This window comes from Mesorhizobium prunaredense (genome assembly GCF_900156895.1).
In the GTDB taxonomy this organism is placed as follows: domain Bacteria; phylum Pseudomonadota; class Alphaproteobacteria; order Rhizobiales; family Rhizobiaceae; genus Mesorhizobium; species Mesorhizobium prunaredense.
This window is the reverse complement of sequence record NZ_FTPD01000015.1, coordinates 1-26,299: the sequence shown is the minus strand read 5'-3', so window position 1 is coordinate 26,299 and position 26,299 is coordinate 1. Positions and strand designations below refer to the sequence as shown.

22 protein-coding genes and 2 pseudogenes are annotated in these 26,299 nt (G+C 60.7%); 19 read left to right on the top strand and 5 right to left on the bottom strand.

Translation table 11 applies throughout. The features are described 5' to 3' along the window. The first annotated feature begins 442 nt into the window (after positions 1–442). From BQ8794_RS13020 to BQ8794_RS12975, 10 genes and pseudogenes are all read left to right on the top strand, one after another. Positions 443–1,765 carry a DUF3300 domain-containing protein gene (locus BQ8794_RS13020; protein ID WP_077378356.1) on the top strand — a complete coding sequence of 441 codons (1,323 nt, stop codon included), beginning with the start codon at positions 443–445 and terminating at the stop codon, positions 1,763–1,765. A 20-nt stretch (positions 1,766–1,785) separates the two neighbouring features. Further along, on the top strand, positions 1,786–2,772 hold the full coding sequence (locus BQ8794_RS13015; RefSeq protein WP_077377877.1) for a DUF2950 domain-containing protein: 987 nt from the start codon (positions 1,786–1,788) through the stop codon (positions 2,770–2,772). A gap of 531 nt (positions 2,773–3,303) precedes the next feature. Beyond that, a complete protein-coding gene (locus tag BQ8794_RS13010) occupies positions 3,304–4,116 on the top strand; it encodes a DUF2092 domain-containing protein (protein ID WP_077377874.1) in 813 nt (270 codons plus the stop codon). After that, positions 4,113–4,322, top strand: coding sequence for a hypothetical protein (locus tag BQ8794_RS13005; RefSeq protein ID WP_077377871.1), 210 nt, complete (start codon positions 4,113–4,115; stop codon positions 4,320–4,322). The genes BQ8794_RS13010 and BQ8794_RS13005 overlap by 4 nt, the downstream gene beginning before the upstream one ends. Before the next feature lie 14 nt (positions 4,323–4,336). Continuing rightward, a complete protein-coding gene (locus BQ8794_RS34635) occupies positions 4,337–5,398 on the top strand; it encodes a hypothetical protein (RefSeq protein WP_143744537.1) in 1,062 nt (353 codons plus the stop codon). Then, the gene (locus BQ8794_RS12995) at positions 5,395–7,329 is read left to right on the top strand and encodes a DUF3604 domain-containing protein (RefSeq protein ID WP_077377866.1); all 1,935 of its coding nucleotides are present in this window, start codon (positions 5,395–5,397) and stop codon (positions 7,327–7,329) included. Before BQ8794_RS34635 ends, BQ8794_RS12995 begins: the two co-directional genes overlap by 4 nt. Before the next feature lie 117 nt (positions 7,330–7,446). Next, positions 7,447–8,325, top strand: a complete 879-nt coding sequence (locus BQ8794_RS12990; protein ID WP_077377863.1) for a peptidyl-prolyl cis-trans isomerase — start codon at positions 7,447–7,449, stop codon at positions 8,323–8,325. A gap of 98 nt (positions 8,326–8,423) precedes the next feature. Further along, the gene (locus BQ8794_RS12985) at positions 8,424–9,344 is read left to right on the top strand and encodes a HupE/UreJ family protein (RefSeq protein ID WP_244554931.1); all 921 of its coding nucleotides are present in this window, start codon (positions 8,424–8,426) and stop codon (positions 9,342–9,344) included. Positions 9,345–9,354: 10 nt separating this feature from the next. Continuing rightward, positions 9,355–9,690, top strand: a pseudogene (locus BQ8794_RS12980) (DUF2950 family protein); the annotation flags it as partial. 216 nt (positions 9,691–9,906) lie between these two features. Continuing rightward, positions 9,907–12,039: an adenylate/guanylate cyclase domain-containing protein gene (locus tag BQ8794_RS12975; RefSeq protein WP_174654428.1), complete on the top strand. Its 2,133-nt coding sequence runs from the start codon at positions 9,907–9,909 to the stop codon at positions 12,037–12,039. A 659-nt stretch (positions 12,040–12,698) separates the two neighbouring features. Here BQ8794_RS12975 and BQ8794_RS35610 read toward each other — a convergent pair. Beyond that, the gene (locus tag BQ8794_RS35610) at positions 12,699–13,145 is read right to left on the bottom strand and encodes a sodium/glutamate symporter (protein WP_167378724.1); all 447 of its coding nucleotides are present in this window, start codon (positions 13,143–13,145) and stop codon (positions 12,699–12,701) included. 30 nt (positions 13,146–13,175) lie between these two features. Here BQ8794_RS35610 and BQ8794_RS35605 point away from each other — a divergent pair, with 30 nt between their 5' ends. Beyond that, entirely contained in the window at positions 13,176–13,616 is a 441-nt protein-coding gene (locus BQ8794_RS35605; RefSeq protein ID WP_174654436.1) for a calcium:cation antiporter, read from the top strand. 75 nt (positions 13,617–13,691) lie between these two features. Here the strand turns inward: BQ8794_RS35605 and BQ8794_RS12960 are convergent, their stop codons facing one another. Both BQ8794_RS12960 and BQ8794_RS12955 read right to left on the bottom strand, forming a co-directional pair. Beyond that, a complete protein-coding gene (locus BQ8794_RS12960; RefSeq protein WP_077377849.1) occupies positions 13,692–15,341 on the bottom strand; it encodes an alpha/beta hydrolase in 1,650 nt (549 codons plus the stop codon). Positions 15,342–16,043: 702 nt separating this feature from the next. Then, positions 16,044–16,568, bottom strand: coding sequence for a PTS sugar transporter subunit IIA (locus tag BQ8794_RS12955; protein ID WP_077377846.1), 525 nt, complete (start codon positions 16,566–16,568; stop codon positions 16,044–16,046). Between the two features lie 436 nt (positions 16,569–17,004). Between BQ8794_RS12955 and BQ8794_RS12950 the strand changes: the two genes are divergently transcribed. The 3 genes from BQ8794_RS12950 (at position 17,005) to BQ8794_RS12940 (ending at position 18,869) form a co-directional block, all read left to right on the top strand. Next, on the top strand, positions 17,005–17,418 hold the full coding sequence (locus BQ8794_RS12950; protein ID WP_077377843.1) for a DUF5602 domain-containing protein: 414 nt from the start codon (positions 17,005–17,007) through the stop codon (positions 17,416–17,418). Beyond that, a complete protein-coding gene (locus BQ8794_RS12945; protein WP_167378727.1) occupies positions 17,415–17,939 on the top strand; it encodes a plastocyanin/azurin family copper-binding protein in 525 nt (174 codons plus the stop codon). The genes BQ8794_RS12950 and BQ8794_RS12945 overlap by 4 nt, the downstream gene beginning before the upstream one ends. Before the next feature lie 108 nt (positions 17,940–18,047). Beyond that, on the top strand, positions 18,048–18,869 hold the full coding sequence (locus tag BQ8794_RS12940; protein ID WP_077377840.1) for an ATP-binding protein: 822 nt from the start codon (positions 18,048–18,050) through the stop codon (positions 18,867–18,869). Positions 18,870–18,883: 14 nt separating this feature from the next. On the opposite strand, the gene BQ8794_RS12935 is transcribed toward BQ8794_RS12940, so the two are convergent. Beyond that, a complete protein-coding gene (locus BQ8794_RS12935; RefSeq protein ID WP_077377837.1) occupies positions 18,884–19,735 on the bottom strand; it encodes a LysR family transcriptional regulator in 852 nt (283 codons plus the stop codon). A gap of 156 nt (positions 19,736–19,891) precedes the next feature. Between BQ8794_RS12935 and BQ8794_RS12930 the strand changes: the two genes are divergently transcribed. Continuing rightward, a complete protein-coding gene (locus BQ8794_RS12930) occupies positions 19,892–20,191 on the top strand; it encodes a hypothetical protein (protein ID WP_077377834.1) in 300 nt (99 codons plus the stop codon). Positions 20,192–20,443: 252 nt separating this feature from the next. Here the strand turns inward: BQ8794_RS12930 and BQ8794_RS12925 are convergent, their stop codons facing one another. Next, positions 20,444–22,492 carry a family 16 glycosylhydrolase gene (locus tag BQ8794_RS12925; RefSeq protein ID WP_077377831.1) on the bottom strand — a complete coding sequence of 683 codons (2,049 nt, stop codon included), beginning with the start codon at positions 22,490–22,492 and terminating at the stop codon, positions 20,444–20,446. A gap of 1,262 nt (positions 22,493–23,754) precedes the next feature. Here BQ8794_RS12925 and BQ8794_RS12915 point away from each other — a divergent pair. The 4 genes and pseudogenes from BQ8794_RS12915 to BQ8794_RS37360 all read left to right on the top strand — a co-directional run bounded on the left by BQ8794_RS12915 (position 23,755) and on the right by BQ8794_RS37360 (position 26,023). Then, the gene (locus BQ8794_RS12915) at positions 23,755–24,186 is read left to right on the top strand and encodes a transposase (RefSeq protein ID WP_077377824.1); all 432 of its coding nucleotides are present in this window, start codon (positions 23,755–23,757) and stop codon (positions 24,184–24,186) included. Then, complete coding sequence (locus BQ8794_RS12910) at positions 24,183–25,076, top strand: IS3 family transposase (RefSeq protein ID WP_078060887.1); 894 nt, start codon at positions 24,183–24,185, stop codon at positions 25,074–25,076. The genes BQ8794_RS12915 and BQ8794_RS12910 overlap by 4 nt, the downstream gene beginning before the upstream one ends. 65 nt (positions 25,077–25,141) lie before the next feature. Then, positions 25,142–25,700: pseudogene (locus tag BQ8794_RS12905) on the top strand (helix-turn-helix domain-containing protein); the annotation flags it as partial. A gap of 74 nt (positions 25,701–25,774) precedes the next feature. Continuing rightward, positions 25,775–26,023, top strand: a complete 249-nt coding sequence (locus tag BQ8794_RS37360) for a DUF982 domain-containing protein (protein ID WP_077377821.1) — start codon at positions 25,775–25,777, stop codon at positions 26,021–26,023. Positions 26,024–26,299: the final 276 nt, after the last annotated feature.

The following is a 26,299-nucleotide window of genomic DNA, read 5'->3' as shown; positions in this document are numbered from 1 at the left end:
TCGATATTTCATGCTGACAAGAACCGACGATAGTGGGCGCCTCGATCGTTTGCCGAAGATCTACGTAGCTGAACAGTTCGCCAGTCCGACTATCGCTGCCCTGCACGCGACGTCGGCAGCCCGTATGCCATCGGCTCAGGGGATGGAGGGCACGATGGCCGCAACAACAGCCTCAAGGCCGAACCGGGCGAGGCCCTTGAAGCAGGCTGCAATGCGTACTTCGAAAAACCCTTTCCCCGGAATGTCGAGCCCGGGATCCGGAGTAGTGACTGGCAAGGTGCAGTTCTTCGCTTTACCGCCAACGGCGGGCCACCTCGCATTCACTGCGGGGCGTACGACGTAAATTACGTAGAGTCGCTGGTGCTGCCGGGCCTATTGGCGCATCGTTTCAGGCTGCGGGACGACGACAAACAGGGAGGATAGAAGCATGATGGGCAATGACATGTTGAAGGCGGGCGTTGCGGCGCTGGCGCTGCTGCTTGCCGGGTTTGGTTCGGCGCACCCTGTCCTTGCACAAGAACAGGTCGCGGCGGCTGAAGCTTCGGGTGATGCCACGACTTCGCCGGAGCCGCTGAGCGCCGACGAGATGGAGGTCTTGGTTGCGCGGATTGCGCTCTATCCGGACGAGCTGATCGCAGTGATCACTGCGGCAGCGCTTTATCCGCTGGAGATCGTCGAGGCGGGGCGCTTCCTCGACCGGTACGAGAAGGACAAGAGTTTGAAGCCGAAGGAGAGCTGGGACGGCTCCGTGGTGTCGCTGCTCAACTATCCGGACATCGTCAAGATGATGAGCGACGACCTCGAATGGACGCAGACGCTCGGCGATGCCATCGCCTACCAGCAGAAGGACGTGCTGGTTGCCATCCAGCAGCTGCGCGACGAGGCGGTTGCCAAGGGCGTCATCAAGACCGACGACAAGATCCAGGTGGTCAAGGAGAACGACAATTTCGTCATCAAGTCGGCGAGCCCCGAGGTGATCTACGTCCCGCAATATCCCCCGCAGATGTTTTATGAGCCGGATTACGTGTGGGAACCGATCCGCTATTATCCCGATCCTTACCCCTATTATTGGTATCCGGGAGCGACCTTTTTCGCCGGGGCGGTGACGGGCGCCATTTGGGCCGCCGCCGTCGACTGGGACGACTGGGGCGTGTGGGGCGGCCGCTGGAACGGCAACGACATCGATATCGACTGCAACAACTGTTTCAACAACCGCGACTTCAACGGCAATATCAACATCAACGACGTCGACTGGAAGAATGTCGATCGCAGCAAGATCAAGATCGACCGCGATCAGTTGAACAAGTTCGACCAGAATAACATCAAGAACAGGATCGAGAAGAATGGCGACAATGCCATCCGCGACCGCGCCCGCGACATCAAGAAGAACGACAGCCTCGCCAACAGGGCGCCGGGCAAGACGGCGGGAACGAGAGACGTGCGCAAGAGCACGCTGGACGGGCTGAAGGCGAAGCCCGCCAACGTCACCCGCCCCGCCAAGCCCGCCAACATCCAGAAACCTGCGGGCAGGCCTACCGCCAATCGCCCGGCGGCGAAACCGGCCAAAGTGAACCGTCCGGCTGGCAAGCCGAAACCGGCGGCCAAGGTCGACAACCGGCCGAACAAACCGTCGGGGCTTGGTAACGTCGATCGCGGCAAGGCGACCAAGGTCAGCTCCAACCGCGGCCATCAATCAATGGGTGGCGGCAGCCGTGGTGGCGGCCACAAGCAGATCAAGCGCTCCGGTGGCGGACGCCAGCGTTAACGGAACGGGAGGACAGGATCATGACACAGTTATTCAGCACCCCCCGTCACACGGGAGTTTTTCATACAATCCTTCTCCACTCTGTCGGCGCCTTGGCGCTTGCAGTGGGCATCGCTGTCTCGCAGCCAGCCGCCGCACAAGATGCGCCGGAGGCGCCGGAGATCACCGCCTTTGCGGCCGCTGCCGAGCCGCCCGTCTTCGACACGCCGGAGGCAGCGGTCGAAGCATTCAAGCAGGCCCTCAACGACGCCGGCAACGGTGCGGTTGCGGCCCTTCTCGGCCTCGATGCGGAAAAGCTGAAAGCTGACGAGAACTCGGACGAGACGCTCGCGGCGATCAAGGAGGGTGTGGACAAGCAGCTTGTCCTCGATGGCGAGGGCGACCGCCGCACGCTGCAGATCGGCGACAAGCTGTGGCCGCTGCCGTTTCCGATCGTCAAGGGCAAGGACAGCAAGTGGGCTTTCGACACCTATGCCGGGCTCGAAGAGATCGTGAACCGGTATGTCGGCGAGAACGAGCTCACCGCGATCGAGACGATGCGCGCCTATGTCGATGCGCAGGAGGACTATGCGTCGCAGGACCGCGACGAGGATGGCGTGGAGGAGTTCGCGCAGAAGCTGATCAGCTCGGAAGGCGCGACCGACGGACTCTACTGGCCGACAGACGACATCAACGGTGAGAGCCCGGCTGGCGCCAATATCGATCAGGCCGAACTTGAGGACGCGGCCAAGGGCGAAGGCTATTTCGGCTACAAGTACAAGATCCTGACCGGCCAGGGCGACCAGATCGCCGGCGGCGCTTACGACTACGTCATCAACGGCAACATGATCGCCGGCTTTGGCCTCATCGCCTGGCCGGCCAAATATGGCGAGACAGGCGCAAAAACCTTCGCCGTCAACCAGCACGGCGTCGTCTACGAGGCCGATCTCGGGCCGGCTACTGAGGCGATCGTAAAACATATCGACCGCTTCAATCCGGACGACACCTGGCAGGTCGTGGCCGACTGAGAAAAAAGCGTTCTAGTTGCCTGCGGACAATATCGATGGATTGAAAATCGGGTTGCTTCAAATCGTTATTTCGCTTGCAGCGCCATGCTCACGTTCCGGTTCGCGCCGCCGATGTCATATCCGCTACAGTGCCGGCCGTTGAGCCGACGGTAAAACGACGGCTGGACCTTTTCCGTCACACCCTATTTCTGGGCCGCGGGTCTATCGGGGAAGACGAGCTCGCTTGGGCTTCCCGTTGTTGATATCGACGCCGATTTCAGCGACATCCTCGACAATCTCGATTTCGCTGCCATGGCGATCGTCGACGCGCGCGACTCTGGGCGGCGGCGGTCTCCGCCTCGGCGCTGAATCGCGCGGCAAGGATAAGCCCGCTCGCAAGACGTCGACTTCTTGATTGGCTCGCTGAGAAAAGCCGGCCTCACCATCGCAGACTGACCGTAATTCTTCGAGTAGGATACAGTTAGTTACGTTCCGCACGGAGCGGCAATGCCGCAATGTCACCTGGGCGCAACAAGCCGGAAGGTGACTGGCATGAAAACCAACAGACGATCTTTTATAGGTCAAGCATTGGCCGGAAGCTTTGCGGCACCTGTTGTGGCGCTGGTTCTGGCGATTGGCCTGGGAGCGCCCGCAAGGGCCGACGAGGCTGCGGCCAAGAGCATGCTCAAGGCGATGTCGGATTATCTGGCCGCGCAGACGAACATATCATTCGGATACGACACCAATCTCGAGATCGTCACCAAGGATCACCAGAAGCTGCTGCTGGCGAGTTCGGGCATGATGGATCTCAGCCGGCCCGACAAGTTCCGCGGCAGCCGCCACGGCGGGTTTGCCAATGTCGAAATGGTCTTTGACGGCAAGACGCTGACGCTGCTGGGCAAGGACGCCAATCTCTATACGCAGGTCGATATCCCCGGCACACTCGATCATCTGGTCGACGAGCTGCGGAACAAATACAAGAGGCCAATCCCCGGCGCCGATCTTCTGCTGTCGAACGTCTACGACGAGTTGATGCGCGACGTCACCGACGTCAAGGATCTCGGCAGCGGCGTGATCGGCGGCACGGAGTGCGATCATCTGGCGTTTCGGAAAAAGGAAGTCGATTGGCAGATATGGATCGCGCAGGGTGAGCATCCCTATCCCTGCCGTTATGTCATCACGTCCAACGCAGTCGACCAGGGTCCGCAATACAGCATTCAGATCAGCGACTGGAAAACCGGTGCTGATGTTGCCGCGGACGATTTCGCCTTCAAGGCGCCGGACGGTGCCAAGAAGGTCGATCTGAAGGAACTTGTCGACTTCGATGAACTGCCCACACATCTTTCGCCAGGAGCCGCCAAATGACCGTGTCGAGAAAACTGAGAATCGTCGTGCTCGCCGGAGCCGTTGGACTGTTCGGGCTTGAAGCCTCGCAGCAGCTAGCGCTTCCCGGCTTTAGCAGCCTTGTCTCCAGCGCCGAGGCCAGGGTCGGGCGTCCCCTGACGCCGGTCAGTGTCGCCGGGGTGGCGCGGCGCACGGTACGGCGCTGCGCGGCCGGTGTGTACTGTTGAGTTCGCGGCGAGCATTGATAGCGGTGCCGGTTGTTTGGTTACTTGCGGCAGCAGGTGTCATCGAGGCGGCCATGGGTGTGGCCCTGATCGTCGTTCCGAGCACGGTCGCCGTATTGTTGCTCGGCGACGGTCTGACCGGTACGGGGCTGACAGTCGCCCGCGTCACCGGCGTCGCGCTGCTCGCTCTGGCAGTAAGTAGTTGGATGGGCCGGCAGGATCAGGGAAGGAGCTCGCCGCTGGCGGGAATGCTGACCTACAACGTCCTTGCCGCCATCTATCTCGCCTATCTCGGGATGGAAGGTGCGTGCCGCCGAACAATGCGCGAGCCTCACCAAGGGCAGGCAAAGCCCTCGCAGCGGCCAGCCCGGCTGGACGACGCGACCTTCCTATTAGGTGGGTGCACTATGAGAGTTCTAGCGTTGAGAAACTCCGGCGTTGTCTGGCTAACCCTGATGGCTGGGGTGATGACCCCCTCTTCGGAAGCAGTCGCGTGCGGCTATGACAGCCCGCAGTCGGTTTCGCGCGGCGTTTTGAACTGGGCCTATCCGGATTCGCTTCATGTCATCGGTGCCATATCGCGGGAGGTCGCGGCGCGGCGGCTGCCCTTGGCGAATTTCAATCGGGCCGGAGCAGATTTGTTCGGGCAGCGATTTCGCGCGACTCAGACGGCGCTCACCGGGTTCGCCGAATTGCTCCGCGCCGCGTCATCCGAGCCATCGCAGCCAGCCTTTTCTCTTGTCCTTGTCGAGCCGGTGCTTTGGACCCGTTTCGAGCCGAGCGCCGATGGCTTGCATGCCAAGGTCCATGTTGCCTCCGCCGAACCGGGCGATCTGGTTCTGGTAACCGGCGAGGCTGTCATCAGCGAGATCGCGCTCGGCCGGCTGGCTGTCGGCGAGGCCGGCGAGCGCGGCCTCATTCGCTTCTACGGATCCGAGAAGCAGAAGTCGGACTTCATCGGCACCTATCGACACGTCGGAGGCCAACCTATTGCCAAGTGGGGCACGAGCCATGCGGCGATGCCGCCTGCCGCCCAGCTCATCACTGACGCAGTTCAACCTTCAGGAGGGAATCCATGACCAAGACATTGCTGTACGGGACGGCACTAGCAAGCCTGATGGGCTTCGCGCTTCCGGCGATTGCGCAGGACGCCGGGGCCCTGGACAAGGGAAAGGCCGATGCCGCGCACCAGCACCCGCCGGCCTACTCGCCATACGCGGAGCGCGACTTCCCGACGCGCCCATTCTTCGGCGATACGCATCTGCACACCGCGTTCTCCATGGACGCAGGCGCATTCGGCGCCAAGCTGACACCGCGGGACGCTTACCGCTTCGCCAGGGGCGAGGAGGTTACCTCGTCCACCGGCCAGCCGGTGAAGCTTTCCCGCCCGCTCGACTTTCTCGTGGTCTCCGATCACTCCGACAATATGGGCTTCTTCCCGGATCTGTTCGCCGGCAAGCCCAGCCTGCTCGCCGATCCGACCGGCAAGAAATGGTACGACATGATGCAATCGGGCAAAGGCGCCGATGCGGCGATCGAGATCATCGTCGCCTTCTCGCACGGGACGTTTCCCAAGGATCTCATGTATTTCCCGGGCACCACCGCCTACAAGGGCGCGTGGCAGGAAACGATCGCCGCCGCGGAGGAATACAACAATCCCGGGCTTTTCACCGCCTTCATCGGTTACGAGTGGACGTCGAATACCGGCGGCAACAATCTGCACCGCAATGTCATCTTCCGCGACAATGGTGACAAGGCGAGCCAGGTCGAGCCGTTCACCGTCTATCCGCCCTACGGCAGCGACAATCCGGTCGATTTGTGGAAATGGATGGGCGCTTATGAAGAGAAGACCGGCGGCGATGTGCTCGCGATCGCGCATAACGGCAATCTCAGCAGCGGCCTGATGTTCCCCACCGTCGAGCAGTTCGGCAAGCCGGTGGACCGCGAATATGTCGAGCAGCGGGCGAAATGGGAGCGGCTCTACGAGACCTCGCAGACCAAGGGCACCGGCGAGTCGCATCCGTTCCTGTCGCCGAACGACGAATTCGCCAGTTTCGAGATCTGGGACAAGGGCAATCTGGACGGCAGCGTTGTCAAGACCAAGGAGATGCTCGAGTTCGAGTATGCCCGCTCGGCCCTCAAGAACGGACTGAAGCTCGAACGGGAGCTCGGCACCAACCCCTACAAGTTCGGCCTCATCAGCAGCAGCGATGCGCACACCGGTCTGACCGCGATGGAAGAGGACAATTTCTTCGGCAAGACCACACCGCAGGAGCCGAGCCCGGAACGCATCGGCGCAACCTTTGTCAACAATGCCCAGACCGGTGTCAAAATCATGGACTGGGAGGTCGGCGCCTCCGGCTACGCGGCCGTCTGGGCCAAGGACAACACCCGTGCATCGATCTGGGATGCCATGCAGCGCAAGGAGACCTACGCCACCACCGGCCCGCGCATGCTGGTGCGGTTCTTCGGCGGTTGGGAGTTTGAAAGCAAGGATGCGCAAAATCGACTGCCGGGGCAGATCGGCTACACCAAGGGCGTGCCGATGGGCGGCGATCTTCGCGCAGCCCCTGAAGGCAAGAAACCGACCTTCCTGGTCGCCGCCTTGAAAGATCCGCTCGGCGCCAACCTCGACCGCTACCAGATCGTCAAGGGCTGGCTGGAGGCGGACGGCAAACTGAACGAGAAGGTCTATGACGTGGCTTGGTCCGGCGACCGGAAGCCCGACGCGGGTACCGGCAAGCTGCCATCGGTCGGCGACACTGTGGATGCCGCGAACGCCGGCTGGACCAATACGATCGGCTCCCCGGAGCTCAGCGCGGTGTGGGAGGACCCGGATTTCGACGCGAGCCAGCCGGCCTTCTACTATGGACGGGTGATCGAGATCCCGACCCCGCGCTGGACCGCCTACGACGTCAAGCGGTTCGGCGTAAAGGCCCTGCCAGGCACGGCGATGACCATCACCGAACGGGCCTACACCTCGCCGATTTGGTACACGCCAGGCACTTGAGGAAGCAAGCGACGCATCAAGACAAGGCAGACGCCCAGAGGCGTCTGCCTACCGCTCGCCACTCGCCAAGGCGGCACCAACTCATCGACACCGCCTAGCTAGCAAGGACGTCCCCCAATGAAACTTTTTCATGAACCCTTGCTGCATTTTGTCGTGGCGGGCACCGTGCTGTTCGCTGCCTTTGCATGGCTTGGCGACAGCGAAGAGCAGACGAAAAGCATCGAGCCGGTGCGTGTCGGCGACGGCGAGCTGAAGTGGCTCACCGAAACTTTCAAGGGCCAGTGGCAGCGTCCCCCGGATGGCCAGGAGCTGCAAGCCTTGATTACTGAGCTGATAAAAGAGGAACTATTCGCTCGCGAGGCGCGGGAAATGGGTCTCGAAGAGCACGACACGATTGTCAGGCGCCGGCTGGCCCAGAAACTGGAGTTCCTGCTCAAGGACACTGCCAAGGTCGTCGAGCCGACTGTAGCCGATCTTAGAAAATACTATGAAGCCAATCTCGACCTGTTCCGCGTCGCAAGCAAGGCGAGTTTCCGACAGGTCTATTTCAATCCGGACGGCCGCAAGGACGCCGCCGCCGATGCGGCAGATATGCTCGAACGGCTCCAGGCCGGCGATGCCGGCGACGTGGCGGGATTCGGCGACAGATTTCTGCTCGGCACCGAGTTCGAGCACCTCGGCGAGCAGGAGGCGACCGGCATGCTCGGCGAGGAGCTTTCGCGCGAGATCTACGCCGCGAGAACGGGAAGCTGGGCCGGCCCGTTCAAGTCCGGCTATGGCTACCACCTGATCAATGTCTCCGAGCGGAACGAACAGGGTTCGCGTCCTTTCGAAGAGGCGCGTGAGGCCGTGTCAGCCGAATGGCTCAGAGATCGCCAGGACGAAGTCAGCCGCGACTACATTGCACGGCTGCGCGAGAAATACGGTGTCGTCTACGGTGACGAGGTGGCGAAGCTGCTTTCTCCTGGCCCGAAAGCCGATGTGGCGTCGCGATGAGCCCGGTCCGTTTCCTAGCCTTGCTCCTGCGGTTCGGGCGCGCTGCATTGCTTTTGGTTGCGGCATGCGTTGGAGCCTCCCCGGCCCTGACGCACGAGATGCGCCCGGCGTTTCTAGAGCTTCGAGAGGAAAACCCGGGTGAGTTCAGCGTAACCTTCAAGACGCCGATGCAGGGCGACTTCAGGCTCGCGCTTTCGCCGCGCTTTTCTGGCGCGGTCGAGAATCTGACGCCGGTGGTGTCGCACGCGACGGGCGACGCCATGGTTCAGACGTGGCGGATTACAGCGATCGAACCGCTCCCCGGCCAGAAAGTGAGCATCGAGGGCCTATCGCAGACCATGACCGACGCGCTGGTGCGCATCGAATTCGCCGATGGCGGCACATGGGTCGAGCGGCTCACCCCTAGCGCGCCCGACGTGGCGATCCCCGCGACGCAGAACCCTTGGGATGTGGCCGCGACCTATTTTCGCCACGGCATCGAGCACATCGCCTCCGGCATCGACCACCTCCTGTTCGTCGCCGCGCTGATGTTGATCGTGCGCGGCTGGCGACGGATAGTCGAGACGATCACCGCGTTCACCGTCGCCCATTCGATCACGCTGACTCTCGCCACCATCGGTTGGATCACTTTGCCGTCGGCGCCGGTGGAGGCAATGATCGCCCTCAGCATCCTGCTTGTCGCGACCGAAATCGTTAGGATGGAGCGCGGGCAGTCGAGCCTGACCATCCGATGGCCTTGGGTCGTCGCCTTCGCTTTCGGCCTGCTGCACGGCTTCGGCTTCGCCGGCGCCCTGGTTGATCTTGGGCTGCCGCGCGGCGATATTCCGCTCGCTTTGCTGTCGTTCAATATCGGCGTTGAAATCGGGCAGCTCCTATTCATCGCGGCGATCCTGCTCGCCGTTCATTCGATACGGCGCATCATCACGATACCGCGGCGGGCTATCGTCGCTTCGGCCTATGTGATCGGAACCGTCGCGGCGTTCTGGAGCATCGAGCGGCTGGACGCGATGTTTCTATGAGGGAGGCATGAACGGTGAGAGCCCGACTGGCGGCAATATCGATCAGGCCGAACTTGAGGACGCGGCCAAGGGCGAAGGCTATTTCGGCTACAAGTACAAGATCCTGACCGGCCAGGGCGACCAGATCGCCGGCGGCGCCTACGACTACGTCATCAACGGCAACATGATCGCCGGCTTCGGCCTCATCGCCTGGCCGGCCAAATATGGCGAGACAGGCGCAAAAACCTTCGCCGTCAACCAGCACGGCGTCGTCTACGAGGCCGATCTCGGGCCGGCTACTGAGGCGATCGTAAAACATATCGACCGCTTCAATCCCGACGACACCTGGGAAGTGGTGGCCGATTGAGGAAAACCGCGTTCCATCTGCCAACGCTAATATCAATGTATCGAAAACCGGATTATTTTCGAGTCGATCGATAAAACACTGTGCTGTGCAGAAGAGGTCCCCAATGCGATCTGACATGAAGCACCTTGTTCTTTATTTTGCTTGTAGCGCCATGCTCACATTCCCTGTTCGCGCTGCAGATGTCATTTCTGCCGCGGCGGGTTAGCGGGTTAACTGATGTCTTCTACAGATGTGACCGGCTCATCTCGACCCGCACGCTGGGGCTTGGCCGCGAAGCTGTTTACAACCCTCGTCCTGCTCGGCGCTATCGCGGTGCTGGTGACCGGGGTGCTCGGTTACTTCCGCGCACAGAATGCTCTCGAAAAGGCAGTCTTCGGCCAGCTCACGGCCGCCCGCCAGACCAAGACGCGCCAGGTTGAAACCTACTTCCGCACGATACAGGCCGATCTGCGCCTGCTCGCCACCTCCAAGATGGTGGTCGATGCGACGCGCGAGTTCCGGATCGCAGTCGACCAACTCGACCGGGCGGGTGTGCCGCCCGAACTGCAAAAGAAGGTCGGCGACTGGTACGTCGCGAACTTCATTCCCCAGATGACGCGCATCCTGGGCAGGGAACCAGCCCTGTCGGACTACCTGCCAGTCGGTGGCGCCCCCTACCATCTGCAGTATCACTACATTGTGGAAAATCCGAACCCGGCGGAGCGGCGCAAGCTTCTGGACGATGCCGGCGACGGGAGCGACTACAGCAGGTTGCACGCCGTGTATCATCCATTGATGCGCGCCGCGGCTACGACCGTCGGCTTTTTCGATTTCATGATCGCCGATCCCAAATCCGGTCGCCTGATCTACACCGTCCAGAAGGAGGCCGACTTCACGACGTCCCTCCAGTTCGGTCCGTACCGCCGCTCCAACGCCGCTGCCGTCGTCGCCCGCTGCGCGGAGAGCGCCGACCGATCGGCCGTCTGTCTCGAGGATTTCGCTCCTTATGCGCCCTCTGGCGGCGCGCCGATTGCCTTCATGGGGGCTCCTGTCATTGACCGGGGCGTCGTCATCGGCGTGCTGGTGGCGCAATTGTCGAACGAGGAGATCGACGACGTCGTCACCGGCGGTCGGCGCTGGCAGCAGGAGGGGTTCGGCGACACGGGTGAGGCCTATCTCGTAGGGCCCGACCATCTGGTGCGCTCCGGCCCGCGGGCGTTCTACGAGAACCGGAAGGGCTACTTCGCCGAACTAAAGTCCGTCGGCGCCGGCGACGAGGAGCTCGACGCCATTCAGCGTTACGGGACGCCGGTGCTGCATCAGCGCATCGACACCAAGGCCACTCAGGCGGCACTGGCCGGTGTCGAGGGTACCGGCGAGATCATCGGATACCGTGGTGTCCCGACGCTCGCTTCGTGGGGGCCGCTGGCGATTCCCGGCGTCAAGTGGGCCCTCGTCGCCAAGATCGACAGCGCCGAGGCTTTTGCACCGATCGCCCGGCTGCGCCGGGATCTACTGATCGTCGGCGGCCTGGCGCTGCTGGTGGTGGCCGCCACCGCCGCGTGGTTTTCCCGCGCGCTGCTCGGACCGCTGCGCGAGCTCACGGCCGGGGTAAAACGCTTCGCTGCCGGCGACTATCGCGCCAGCGTGCCAGTGCGCACGCGCGACGAGATCGGCCAGCTGTGCGCAGCTTTCAACGGAATGGTCGAGGAACTGCGTGAAAAGAATGTCGTCATCGAGAACAAAAACCGCGAGAATGAGGAGCTGCTGCTGAACGTCCTGCCGGCGCCGATCGCCAACCGGCTGCGGGGCGGCGAGGAAGGGATCGCCGACGGCTTCGCGGAGGTCACGGTGGCCTTCGCCGATCTTGTCGGTTTCACCGCTCTCACATCGGAGATGCCGCCGCAGGAGGTCGTGACGTTTCTCAACGGGCTGTTCACGCGCTTCGATGCCGCGGCCAACGATCTCGGCATCGAGAAGATCAAGACTGTGGGCGATGCCTATATGGCGGTGTGCGGCCTGCCCGTGCCGGTCGCCAACCACGCCGAGCGCATGGTGCGCATGGCCATCCGCATGGTCCACATTACCCGCGAGCACGCCATGGAGCACAACGTCCCGATGAAGCTCAGGGTTGGCGTCAACAGCGGGCCGGTGGTGGCCGGCGTCATCGGCAAGAGCAAGTACATTTACGACCTGTGGGGTGACACGGTGAATCTCGCGAGCCGCATGGAATCAGGTAGCATTCCCGACGCGGTTCAGGTGACGCGGGCCGTCTACGAGCGGCTTAAGGACCAGTTCGTTTTCGAGCCGCGCGGCGCTATAGAAGTCAAGGGCAAAGGGAAAGTAGAGGCCTGGCTCTTGAGGTTGTAGAGTCGTGGGCATCAGCCTGAGCCGGCCCCCGCCCATTATCCGCCTGAATGCGTTGAAAAAAAGCAAGCATCCCCGGGGCGTAAGGGTGATTGGCGGTTCGCCGGATGCTAATGCAAAGGGCTCACGAAAGTCAGCAATTGGGTGGGATCGCGAGATCCACGTCCTGACCTGTGAGAGGCTGTTTCTATGAATTCTTTCGGTTCTCGAGCTGGAAGGTTGCGCCGGCTCGGTCGTCGGCCGAACCTCTGAAGCGGCTCGTTTCGGCGCAATCGCGCCGGGTCCATCTCTTCGCGATGTCGGCCCGCCGAATCTACAATTGCAATGAGGCTTTGCAGACTTAGGTGAGGGCAGGGCGTACGCTAACTAACCCTGTAGGCATTTCTGCTGTTTGCGAGCCATTCCAGCAGAAACCAATCGGATCGATGCGTAGGAAAAATCGCACGGCGGCGCGCACGCCTGCGGCGTCCACCGCGGGGCGGAAACCTCGACGCTGCGATCGACGCCAACGCGAAAATCCAGGCGACATTGCTCAGCCAAGCCTCCCCCATCATCGCCGAGGCGGTCAAGGAGGGCAAGCTGAAGGTCGTGCCGGCCCGCTACGACATCGGACAGGTCACCCTGCTCGCCTAGATCAGCGGTATCGCTGCCTCGCGGGGCTATCAAATCGCCGCGAGGAACAGCTTAATCACAATGGCGTTGGCGATGTCGATGAAGAACGCGCCGACCAGCGGCACGACGAGGAACGCCACGTGCGAAGGCCCGTGACGCTGGGTCACGGCGGTCATGTTGGCCATTGCGGTCGGCGTCGCGCCGAGGCCGAAGCCGATGAAGCCGGCCGACGCCACCGCCGCGTCGTAATTCCGCCCGAGCGCTGGGAAGCAAATATAGACAGCAAACATCACCGCCAGGACCAGCTGCAGCGCGAGCAGCGCCGAGAGCGGACCGGCAAGGTCGGTCAGCGTCCACAGCTTCATGCTCATCAGCGACATCGCGAGGAACACGCCGAGCGACACCTCGGCGATCAGCGCCAGCGCCGCTGTCCGGCTCGGCCAGACGCCGTCCGGCAGCACGCGGGGCCGCCTGAGGCGGGCGATGAGGAGGCGCACGCGTCGCCGCCCTCCAACAGGACGGCGGCCATCAGCGCAGCGCTGCTCCTCGTCGCGCTTGTGGCTGTCGTGGCGCTTGCGAAATCCCTGACGCCAACGGTGGAGGCGGGAATCGCCCGGCTCGGGGTGCCAAAAGCCGTCGTGGGGATCGTAATTGCGGCGGTGGTGCTGCTTCCGGAACTACTGGCAGCGCTTAGAGCGGCCCGGGCCAACCGACTGCAGACCAGTCTGAACCTGGCGTTGGGGTCGATACTCGCGGCAATCGGCCTGACCATTCCCGCAGTTGCGCTCGTTTCGATAGTGCTCGGCCAGCCGCTAGAGCTCGGTCTGCACGAGAAGGACCAGGTCCTGCTGACACTGACGCTGATCGTCAGCGTGATCACGTTGGGTACCGGCCGGACCACGGTGCTTCAGGGCATCGTACACTTGGTCATCTTCGCAGTGTTCTTGTTTTTCGCTGCTGTGCCGTGAGGCCTCACCGCCTTCGCCCGGGATGGTCGTGAACGGCATACGTCCAGGCGCTTGGCCTTCGCCAGCCGCGCCCCTTCACCGCCGTCGCAAAAATTCCAGCTTCAGCCGGTTGATCTGCTCCGCGGTCCATCCCCGCACGTCAGTCACTTCGATCCAGGCATCGATGTAGTGCTCCGGCGCATACACATGCCCGTGCCCCATCGGGGCCGTTGTGGCCATCGCCATGTCGACGGTGAGTTGGAGAAGCGTCACGACCGGATACCATTTGAGCTCGGGAGACACGTCGGAACCGCGCGGCCCCGCCATCCATTCCGGCTGTCGGTACAGGGACCGGTAGTCGAAGAACGTCACCGGGTCGCTCGCATATTGAATATAGACGATCCGCATCGGTCCCCAATGTGCGTCCGGGATCGCCAGGCCGTTCTCCTGGCTCGTGAACCGCACATACGACCCGTCCCTGAAGCGTGGCAGCCAGGCTGGCGATCCTCGCTCGCGGTCGTCGGTGACGGAACGCCAGATCCTGCTCGGAAATGGCGGGCCGCTCCAAAGTGCCCCCTGATACGGGTCGCCGATCACTTCGAACAACTCGGCGGATTGCTCGGAGCTCAAGGCGCCAAGGCTCAGCCCATGCAGGTAGAGCCTGGGGCGCCTTTCCTTGGGAAGCGTGGTCCAATGCGCGTAGACTTCCGCAAACAGGGCGCGAGCTGCCTCGGCGCCATAGCCGGGCTCGACCAGGAGGGACAGCCAGCTTGTGAGATACGAATACTGCATGGCGACGCTCGCGACGTCGCCGCCGTGGAGATATTCGACGGTGTCCATTGCAGCAGGGTCTATCCAACCGGTGCCTGTCGGCATCACCACGATCAGCACCGAGCGATCGAATCCGCCGACGCGCTTGAGCTCCTCGAGGGCGAGCTTTGCGCGCTCCTCGGCTGTCTCCGCAGACCGCAATCCGACATAGACGCGGATCGGCTCACGCGCATCCATCCCCAGGAACGAGCCTAAATCCCTGCTCGTCGGTCCGGTCGCGATGAACTCCCGTCCCGCCCTTCCTAGCTCGTCCCACTCGATCAGCGAGGTATCGCTTCCGGTCTTGCTGGGGTCGGCCGGCTGTTGGGTCTCGGGCTCGATCAGCTCATCGAATGCCTGGAAGGACGAATCCGCGGCATGGAGCGCAAACCTGAAGAAAACGCCGTTGACCACCGTCCAGAATAACGCAGCCGCAGCGGCAATGCCGATCACGTATGACACGCGTTTCGGCACGATCCGGCCAAGCATTCGCGAGATGAACAGGAACGTGATCTGAAACAATCGCGCCAAGAGGATCAAGAGCACGAAGGTCAGCAACGCGATCAGACCGACCTTCAGGGGGTGCGCAGTGTCTACCGGCTCGAGCCTCATGAGCTGCCGGATCGAATTTTGCCATTCCGAAGCCTGCCAGAGAAACGCGACGGCAACCAGGATGCAGGTGGCCGCAGCGACGAGTTTGATGGCCCGCAAGATGCGGCCCGTGGGCTTGGGCAACTCCAGGTAGTCGGCCAGCCAGCGCCCGAACACGCCAAGCCCATATCCGGCCGCGAAAGAGCATCCGGATAGAACGCCTTGCGTTACAAACGTGCGTGGAAGCAGCGTAGGGGTGAGCGAGGCCGCAAAGAAGAGTGTTCCGATCAGCAGGCCAGCGGCTGAGAAGGAACGCCAGAACCTGAAGATCCAGAATAGCCTCATTGGAGCGGCCACGTGCGATCGCTGGAGTGCTTCGAGGCAGCTTGCCGTGCAAGATACGTCGGCGCAACCCGCAACTGCGCGGAACCACGCGACGCCACGAAACTCGATACCAATCTGGAGCAGTCTTTGTTCTGGAGCAGTCTTTCCAAACTTTAGGGGTGCGGTATATGCGCCCGCCGTTCACCGCGCGTGTCAAAGGAGACTGAGCAGCGCGGCACGATGGCCGAGCTTCATCGTTTGTTGAGGTTAGAGACGGAGTTGGGAACAGAAAGGCCACAACTCACAAAGCGCGAGGATAATAACCACTTACTGTATATCTGACGGGCCATGGCCGAGAATGATGATCACTACGTTACGCCATAGCCCTACGATAGTTATGTGTTTGGATGTTCGCCACGGCTCAAGAGTGATGGGAACTTTATGTCCTCACCGAATCTCAGGCCAGCGGCTTGCGCCAACGCTTGGAGCGCTCGCTTGAGGTCTTCCTGACCGATGTTCTTGCTGATCCACCAGCCGGACGCAGTCCGCATGACGGCAGGTCGCGGCGTCCAGGATGGATTGCTTCCGGATTGCGGGCCACAGATCGCCTTTTTCTAGCATACATCGCGGCGAGTTCATGGAGCGCTTCAGGCGCGACCTCCGCGGTCAAGTCCACGACTTGGACGAATATCTCCGGCAGGGTCCGTGCGTTAAGCGTCGTGCCTAGGCATGGCTCAAGTGCCTGGACACCAGAACGCCAGGCTCGAAGCAGCAAGTATGCAAATTGGTGGAAATTGCCGGAAGCGGCTTAGCTTCGAGAATCGCCAACGCCTCATCGGATGACCGTGCCTGTCGGAGTCGCGCCCGAACCTGAGATGCCCGAAGCAGCCGGCATATTTGGGAAAGGGCAGGGAGGAAGGCGGACCTGGCAGAGGCCGGCCAAAGTATAGTGTAAATGAGGTCGACGGGATCGTCGTCCGGGCCGTCGAAATCGATAGGCTGAGCCAAACGTGTCAAAGACGCGGCAGGCGAAGAGATCATACCGAGCAGAGCGTGGGGGATCGCGACGCCACGACCGATGCCCGTCGAGCCGAGACACTCACGATCGAAAAGACCACGGAGAACCATCTGCTCGTCAAGCCCATTTCTCCGAGCAATCCTGGTCGCAATTTTTGACAAGGCTGATTGCTTTCCCTTAGTCACAAGATCAAGCGAAATGTCTTCTTCTGACAGGATGGGGGAGATCATCAGGTTCAACCTCCGTGTCGATCCAAACGCGATCGCAAATGAGCGTCTAGCCGCACTGGTTAAGCAGGACAGAGTTCTCAGTGGACTGAGGAGTGGAGATGAGGCTGGCTGTCCCGGACGCGAAGCCAGTGCTTTCTCGCGTCCGGGCTAATGGCCCGTTTTGAGGAGTTTAGGCTCCCGCCGGAAATCGAGGCTGACAATATTCATAGCAATTCAGAGGTAGTGAAAGATTTTTCGAAATCAAGCAAAACAGGTACGCACCTGACTAGCAGAAATAATGGATTTAAATGCCAGTTATTTTCGTTTGACGAACAGAACAATCTCCTGCTTGCTGGCTGAGCGCGAACAGGCCGTGTCAGAAAGTGAAAATCGAATTTTAGACGGTCTTCCAGATCTTCAGCCGTCGCGATTTTTATTTCAACAAGGAGATACCGTGATGAAAAAACTCGTCCTCGCAGTTGCACTGACAGTGGGCAGTTCGCTTTGCGCCATGGCGGCGAATGAAGTCGCCAAAGCTCCGCCAGCCGCTCCTTACGAACAGGTCAGCAAGCTTGTGAAACTGCCCGACTTCCTGCCAGGCATGGGCAAACTTTTCGTCGATCCGACGACATTGCCTGCCGGACCGTTCCTTGCCTATGACCACGATGGCGACATTGTCAGCACGATTTACATGCTGCCGATCGAAGACCTCAATCCAGACAAGCGTTTTGATGACCTCGCTTCACCCGGCGGCAATGTCGACCATGTGGACGTCTACTATAATGCCGGCCATCCGGGGGTAGAAGAGCCGCATCTCCATGTCGTGCTGTGGCATGTTTCGGTGGCTGACGAGGCACAGGTCGCCAAATGACACCGACGCGACGTGAGATACTGGGCGCTGGCGGCGGGCTCGCCGCCGCCCTTTCCCTCTCTTCTCTGGCCGTATCGGGTGGCGAGATGATCGAAGTCAAGATGCGAGGGCGCGACGACGGTTCACACGTTTGGTTCGACCCGATAGGCATTCTGATCAAACCAGGACAGACGATCCGCTGGACCAATCTCAATCCCGGCAATTCGCACACGACGACGGCGTACAATCCCACAAACTTCGAGCGGCCGCTCCGCATGCCCACAGCGGCAAAATCTTGGGATTCTGACTATCTACTGCCCGACGAGAGCTTTTCAGTTACTTTCACCGAGCAGGGGGTCTATGACTATTATTGCATTCCGCATGAGCATGCTGGAATGGTCGGTCGTATCGTCGTCGGCAGGCCCGAGGCGCATGACTGGACGGAGCTAACCGGAGCGAATGGAGACCTGCCGGAAGAGGCCGTCAAGGCGTTTCCGATGGTCGAAGACATCATGACGAAAGGGATCGTGCGGCGCGCCTAGACATGCGTGCAGGAGGCATGACGACCAGCAACAGGAGAACCCAAACGACGATGCGAATGGGAGCGCGAGTTTCCTGTTTGTCGTCAATGATCGATAGGGGCGACCATCATGACTGGCAGTGCGTTTCAATACGATAATAAAACGCGAGCGAAGCGCGACGAGCGCTCTCAGGTAGATATGCCTCTCGGTGCTTGGGCGGCAGCCCAACAACGTGAGCGTGCCACACATCGGCTTGCCGCCTTAGGCGAGATGACTGGCGGTATTGCCCATGATTTCAGAAACCTCCTAGCAGTCATCGGATCCGGCCTGAGGCTTGCCGAAAAAAGAGCCGAGGAGCCCGAAAGCGTGAGGACCTACATTGCGGCAGCGCGGCAGGGAATCGATCGAGGTATCGAACTGACGTCACTGGTACTGGCCTTCGCAAAACATCAGGAAGTCGATATCCACGCTGGCAATTTGAATGAATTCCTCAGGTCTTTTGAGCCTTTCCTGAGATATGGCGCAGGCCCCGGTGTCCGCGTCAAGCTGGAGCTTGGTTCCGATATCCCGAACTGCTTGATCGACCCGGCCCTGTTCGACTCTGCAGTGCTTAATCTCGTAATGAACGCACGAGATGCGATGCCAAGTGGCGGGGAGATCCGCGTCACCACTGAGCGATTGGTGCAGACGGCCCCGACGCCTGATCTGCCCGGGCCCGAAATCTACGCATGCGTTCGCGTCAAAGACGATGGTTGCGGCATGGCTCCGGAAGTCCTGCGGAAGGTGTTCGATCCTTTCTTCACGACAAAGGGTGAGAAGGGCACCGGGATAGGGATGTTGCAAGTGCAGGCATTGGCGCAAATGGTTGGTGGTCGGATCCGGATAACGAGTGAACGAGGGATTGGAACAACGGTCGACCTTCTGTTCCCGTCAATCCAAGCGGACCTTTAGACGCCCAACAACTCCTACAATTTGATGTCGGCGCTCGCGACGGAATGCAATCCTGCCAGGGCAGGACCTACCACGCTCTCGTCCGCACTTGCGGATTGCACCGCGTAAACCGGATAGGAGAACTGCGGCATTTCAGGCACAAGGTGCAGCCGGCCGGCCTCTATGTGAGGCTGCACAGAACTCATCCTGAAATATCCGGAGCCGCCAATCGCAAGAACATAGCTCAGTGCGAGCGGACCGAGATCGAAAGAAAGATCCGGCGCAGCACTCGGGAAATTCATCCCGTGGTGAAGTTCAAAATCCGGCCCCCAATCCATATAAACATAATCGGATTCGTCCAGGAGGCGCGCTTCGGAATTGGTAGTCACGAGGACGAGTTTTTCCTCCAGAAGCAGATCGATCTTCAAACCCGGTCTGTGGGGTGGGGCGTACATGATAGCTAAGTCGACCATTCCTGACGCGACCTGATTGATCAAATCCTGCGGCACATCGACGTGTACTCGAAGTGCAATATCCTGAAGCGACCCGCGCATCCATCGGACCCAATCGAGCAGAAGAGGTTGCGCAAGGCTGACTTCACTGCCAACCGTCAGAACAGCTCGACGTCCCGGGGGCACGGCAACCTGGTGAAGGGTGCGTTGCCATAGTTGGACGAACATCGGGGCGTGGCGCAGAAATTGCTCACCGGCCGGGGTGAGAGAAGCTCCGCCTTTGTGGCGAACAAAAAGCGCGCGGCCCAATTGCTGCTCGAGGTTGCGAATTCGTGCGCTTACGGTCGTCTGGGCGACATTCAAGCGCTCCGATGCCCGAATGAAACTGCCTGTCGAAACGATCTCGATGAAAGTCCGGGCGAGCTCAATGTCCATCAGACATATAGCATAAAAATTGCGTTTAAATGTCAATAACTTTCGTTTGCTAGATAGCTAGCCAGATCAATAGGCTTCGAGAATATCCACCCAGCTCAGCGCTGGCGCAGCGCCGGTTGAAGGGAGCGCCAGCAAATGACCGAAAGGAGTTCGACTATGTCCACAGTGCAGCAGCAGGAACTTAGCGTCACCAGTGGTTTGCGCACGGTTGCGCCCGCCCGGTACTATTCAAAGGTCGTGAAATTCATCAACGAGGTCGCCAAGGAGGCGGCCAATGATGCACCGACCTCGGTTGAAATCTTCTCTGACAGCGGCCACTGGTACTGCCGGGTTCGTCGCGGCGATGAAAAGACCCGGCCGATGGGTCCCTATACCAAACAACAGGCTGAGCGGATCCAGGAAACTCGGAGAATGTTGATCGCAGAAAGAGGAACCTCTCGGATCATGTTCGAGTAAGCGGGGATCTCACGATCACGCCGGCCGGCACACTCACTCGACATGATGGTTCGTCATCGAATTGTTTGAACGTTGCGAGCAGGCCTGAGGGACGTCGTCAGATAGAGATTTGATACGTATCGCCTAGCAATATAAATTTAGAGCATCGCTCGAAAAAGTAGTCACCGGTTTTTCGAACAAAGCGATGCGCAAACAAGAAGTTACAGCGGTGCGCTTGATCTCGTTTTCACGCGCACCGCTGTGGGCGCCGGATCAGATCACGAAAAAATCGTCGGCCAGCAGCGTCGGCATGTTCGTCAGCGTCGCGAGCTGTGTCACGCCGCCTGCGACGTTTCCGTTGGAATCGTAAAACAACGCACCCGTAACGTTGTCATAGACGATGCGGTCGTCGGCGTCGTGCGCGCTAGTCCCAGCGAAGAAGTACCTTGGCTCGAGGGCTCCCGTGGTGGCTCCAAGCCCCTGCATTACCGAATTCTGGAGCCTGAATGCATCGGCCGTATGGTCGAAATCCGTGATGATGTCGCGGTTGGCCACTGAGAGCGGCGCGCTGAAAACGAAGAAATCGTTGCCGGCGCCACCAGTAAGCTGGTCAATGCCCAGGCCGCCCGTTAGTGCATCGTTGCCACCCTGCCCAAGCACGGTATCATTGCCTCGGCCGCCGTCCAGTTTGTTGTCGCTGTCGTTGCCGTCAAGCACGTTGTCGAGGGAATTTCCCGTGGCTCCGACGTTGGCGCTTCCGGTCAGACGCAGATTTTCTACCAGCCGGCGATCGACCGCCAGTGAGTACGTGACCAAGCTGAAAATCTGGTCGAGGCCTGCTTCGTCGATTATGTTGTCCAGTACATTGTCCACATAATAGGTATCGTTGCCGGCTCCGCCATTCATCTGGTCGGCCCCGGTCCCGCCATCGAGAAGGTCGGCGCCATCATAGCCCGCTAACCGGTCGCTACCCGCCCCGCCTCTTATGGTGTCGTTGCCGGCAAGGCCGTCCAGCGTGTTGTTCCCATTGTTCCCGGTCAGCTCATTGTCGGAAGAATTGCCGCGACCATTGATAGCGCCAAGGCCGATGAGAGTCAGATTTTCGACATAGCTTGGCAGTGAATAGGTGATCGAGCTGAATATCCGGTCGTTGCCCGCCGCGTCGCCCTCGACCACGCGGTCGAGCGCATTGTCAACATAGTAGGTATCGTTGCCTGCGCCGCCCTCCATCTTGTCGATTCCGACCCCGCCGTCGAGCAGGTTGCTGCCAGCGTTGCCGACCAGCCTGTTGTCGAGTTCGTTACCCATCGCGTCGATGTCGGCAACGCCGGTGAGTGTGAGCTGCTCTATTTGCTGGCCGGACAGCGAATACGTCATCGAGGTGATGACCAGATCGATTCCGGCGCCATCAGCCTCAATGACTACGTCGAATGCGTCATCGACGCGGTAGGTGTCGTTGCCGAAACCGCCGGACATTTTGTCAGCACCAGCTCCGCCGTCCAGAACGTCATCAAAGCTGCCGCCGTTCAGGATATCCGCCGCATCCGTCCCGGTCAGGTGCTGCTCCATCACGTCCGGCGCGGCATAGGCGCGCACGTAGTCGATGACCATCTTGTAGGTGCCGGACGCCCGTTCGACCTCAAGGGGATTCATGGCAAGCGAGGCTATCATATAGAGCGGCGTGCGGAAGGACTCGCTCATTGGAAAGCGGCTCAGCTCCTTGCCGTCATAGTACACGGTGATCCAGTCCGTCGTGATCCTCGCGCCGTAGGTGTGAAACGCCCCGTCGAACATCGAACCGGGGAGGCCCGTATAGTTGCTTTCCCAAGCGTGGCTTTCCTTATTGCGCAAGTGCACCGCCTGGTGATGACCATCGGGATCGCCCCCATACGCTTCAACGATGTCGACCTCGACGCGTGGCACAGTCTGATTGGGCGACAGCATCCAGAAAGCCGGCCAGGCTCCCGCCCCGCCGTGAAAGGCTGCGCGCATCTCGAAGTACCCGTACTCTTGCGCGAAACCCTGGCCGGCGCTGTTAACCGTTTGCATCGTTCCAGACTGCCAGACGCCGTCCACCTGCTTCATGGTAATGGTCAGCTTCCCGTCAGAGACGGAGAACGGATTCGTTGCCCCCACCGGCGACATGAACGTGGCGACCCCATAGGGGGCGTGCACAGGCGCGAACCACTTGCCGGTGCCGTTGTTCGGCACGACATCCATGGTATTGAACTCGTCAGAAAAGGAGAGGTTGAAACCGGAGAGGTTCAGCTCCGATCCCTTGTACTGTCCGGTCCAATCGCCAGGAAGAGTAATCGCAGCCATTGATGGGCTCCTCGTTCGCGCAACATTTTCGCGGTGACCCCACCAGATCTAATCGTCCATTTGTTAACGGAAGGGTAATGGACACCGATTCCCCCGCAAATGGGGTCAGTGCGGTTATCCCCAGCGCTTCACGAGAAATTTGGGAGAAGTCGCAAATCGGTTGACGTAGCCGGCACACGATATTGCGAATCCTCCGATACCGTGACGCAGGGCTCGAACGTCGCCGCAACCAGCCGCTCCTTCTCCGCCCGCGACCAGCGCCGCCGGCGCTGCACCGAGGTGATCACTTCCAGGCGGATTCGTCATAGGACTCCTCCCAGGATTATTCCCCCGACTTGCAATGTTCGTCCTAAGGCGACAAGGCCGCCTTCACCGTAGGCTGGTAGGCCGGCGGAGGCGGCCTTCAGTCGGGGTTCAAGAGGCTCACGGCGTCTCGCCAGCGGGGGTGGCGCGACGGTCGGCGCAGATAGGATGGCCGAACGTCCGTTTTCTCAATCCGATTCGGACCTGCAATCTTGCCTCCGGAATGACTACTGGGGCAGGGTGCATTGGCGGAGGGAGAGAGGACCTGAAATCCAACCTTCTCCACGGATTCGCGATCACCTTCGTAGTCGGGTGTGGGCTGATGCTGTTCAGTCGACCTGTTCAATCTGCGGACCTGGGTCAACCGGCGGAGCCGGCGTGCAACCTTGCCCCTTGCATTCCTCGACAGGGTTGTCGGCTGGTGGAAGGCAGTTTTGGCCCTCGCAATGAACTGCCGGCTCTGGCGCTTCTACGTGGTTAGGCGGAACAAGCTGATCCTCAGCGCGAACGGCCGGCATTGCTACGCTCATCATGCCCGTGCACAAGAGCGCAATCCCAAACAATTTCATTTCCGCCTCCGTGCCTGGCAGCGAGCTGTACCCTACACTTTCAAGCTGCGGCCGCATCCTCTCACCCGCGAACGACGTTAACACGGGGTTTCAGTGCTGGCCGGAAAGGGAGCGGCCGAATGATCAGTGGCGGTGCAGCGCAAATTGCGACAATGCGGACCATCAAAGGCCAAGCACGGTTGTTAGCGGCGTTGTTTTGGGCCTTCATCGTTTGTGGACGTTAGGAACGGAGTTAGGAACTAGGCTTGAGAAATTGTAAAAGGTGGCTTAAATCAGACACATAGCTTGCCCGACCTGAGACATAGGTGACGTTTTGTACCGGACGCATGGTGTAGTGCACCCCGGTTCTGAGACACGAGAAGGGTAACAGTTCTCCATTAAGGAGAGCTGATGAGGAAAGAAGACCCGGGGCGGCGGTTCAGTCGCGAATTCAAGATAGCTGCGGTGCAACGCATGGCTGCGGGCGCCAACGTGAGCAAGTTGGCGCGGGAGCTCGGCATCTCTCGCAAGGGTCTCTATCAATGGCAGAAGCAGTTTCGTGCAGGCGGGCCAGCAGCTCTGCGCGGTGGCGTGGGTCCGCTGCGAGCGGTACGCCGGCTGGGTGAGGCGCATGACCGGGGCGGTGCAGCGCCGGCATTGCCGTCGGAAGCGCTTGACGAGCTTTCGAAGGCATTGGCTCGGATCGGCGAACTGGAGCGTCTCGTCGGACAGCAGGCGGCCGACCTCGATTTTTTTCAAGAAGCCTTGCAGCACGTCGGGAAAGCGCACCAGCGGAGCGGCGCGCCTGGCGGGACGACATCTACGCGGTCATCCAGTCGATGATGGTGTCCGGGCTGCAAGGCATGATCGCGGTCGAGCGGATGTGCGGGCTGGCTGGCGTGAGCCGGTCAGGCTATTACCGGTACTGGCAGGCCTCGTCGCCACGCCGCGAGGAAGCAGGCTTGCGCGATGCCATTCAACGCCTGGCGCTGGCGAACCCACACTATGGCTATCGCCGGATTGCCGTGCTGCTGGGCCGGGAAGCCTGGCATGTGAACCACAAGCGCGTGCTGCGCCTGATGCGGGAGGACAACCTGCTTTGCCTGCGCAGGGCCGCTTTCGTGCCGATGACGACGAATTCCAGGCATGGCTGGCGGATCGTGCCCAATCTGGCAAGAGGCCTCGAACTGGCGGACATCGACCAACTCTGGGTCGCCGACATCACCTATGTCCACCTCGCCGAGGAATTCGCCTATCTGGCTGTCGTGCTCGATGCGTTCAGCCGCAAAGTCATCGGTTGGGCACTGGCGATCCATCTCAGGGCTGAACTGGCGATCGAGGCGCTCGACCAAGCGATTGCGGTGCGCAGGCCGGCACCGGGATCCATCATCCATCACAGCGATCGCGGCGTGCAATATGCCTGTGCCGAGTACGCCGCACGACTTGCGGCACACGACATCCAGCCGAGCATGAGCCGGGTGGGCAATCCCTACGACAATGCCAAGGCCGAGCGCTTCATGCGAACGCTGAAGGAGGAGGAAGCCGACGGCAGAGCCTATCGCGACATCGACGATGCAAGGAACAGGATCGGCGAATTCATCGACGCCGTGTACAACAAGCAGCGCCTACATTCCGCGATCGATTATCAATCGCCGGATGAATATGAAGCCGGCCTAATGCGATTGCGGCGGGAAGCCCCTGCGGCAATCGCAGAAACGGAGAACTGTTACTGATCTCTGTCTCACCCGAGGGGTGCACTTCAATGGGTTACACTTTTGGCTTTCGGCCGGAGGTGTTGATGCCGTGGAGAGAGTGTTCGGTGATGGAGGAACGTCTACGCTTCGTGGCCCGTCTTCTGGACGGCGAAGGCATGAGCGATGTGTGCCGGGAGTTCGGGATTTCGCGCAAGACCGGTTACAAGATCTTCAACCGCTACAAGGATGATGGCCTGGAGGCGCTCGCCGACCGCTCGCGGCGGCCGGTGCGCTACGCCAACCAGTTGCCCGATCAGATCGAGCGGACGATCGTGGCAACCAAGAAGGACAAGCCGCACTGGGGCGCCAGGAAGATCAGGGAGCTCCTGATCAGGAGGCTCGCCGGCGATGTCCGCATACCCTCGAAGAGCACGCTTCACGGCCGAGGGCACGCAACTGTCACAGGCCTCAGTGCCCAACGCGTTGTGGTGCACCGATTTCAAGGGCGAGTTCCGGCTGGGTGACGGCCGTTACTGTTACCCCGCCATGGGGTCAGCCGTCGAGCGAGCCGCCGAGGAACTCCTGGCGTGGGACACAAAGGGGCCAAGGTGGACGAAAGCGGTCCAATCATGCGTTGACGTATTCGAGGGCAGAGTGTCCCCCCAAGAGGGCCGCGAAGCGTTTGAGGCGGCGGCCAAGGAGGCGAGCGTATATCTCTCGCCTGAGTAGGAGGTATCATGGCAACCCTTTGGTTCGTCCCTCCGGTGTTCGTGAAGACTGAAACGGAAGGTGGCAGGCATGGCTGCAACAATGCGAGGGCAGCCCTTGAGCAGCTCAAGACGTGGACCCGGAGAGGACCTCACTGGCACAAGGCGTGGACTCTCTGCCTGTCAGCACTGGAGGACGATCCGATTGACCCTCACGTGATCCGAAAGGCTTTCGTTGCTGCCGCTAAGGAGGCGGAGATGTATCTCTCGCCCGAGTAGGAGGTATCATGGCTCTCCACTGGTTTCACCTTCCGGTCCGACCGACCTGGGCTCACCTACGGCTGCAACAACGTCGAGGTGGCCACTGCGGAACTCATGAAGTGGCCCGGAGACCCCGAGTGGAAGAAGGCGGTCGAGGCCTGCATGGCTGTCCTTGAAGACGAGGCACGGCCGATGACGTGAGGAAGGTATTCGAGGCTGCTGCCAAGGAGGAGGGCTTGCTACGCTCCTCTGGTTAGGTCTCAATTGCGTATTGGTCCTACCTCGGCTCAGGTC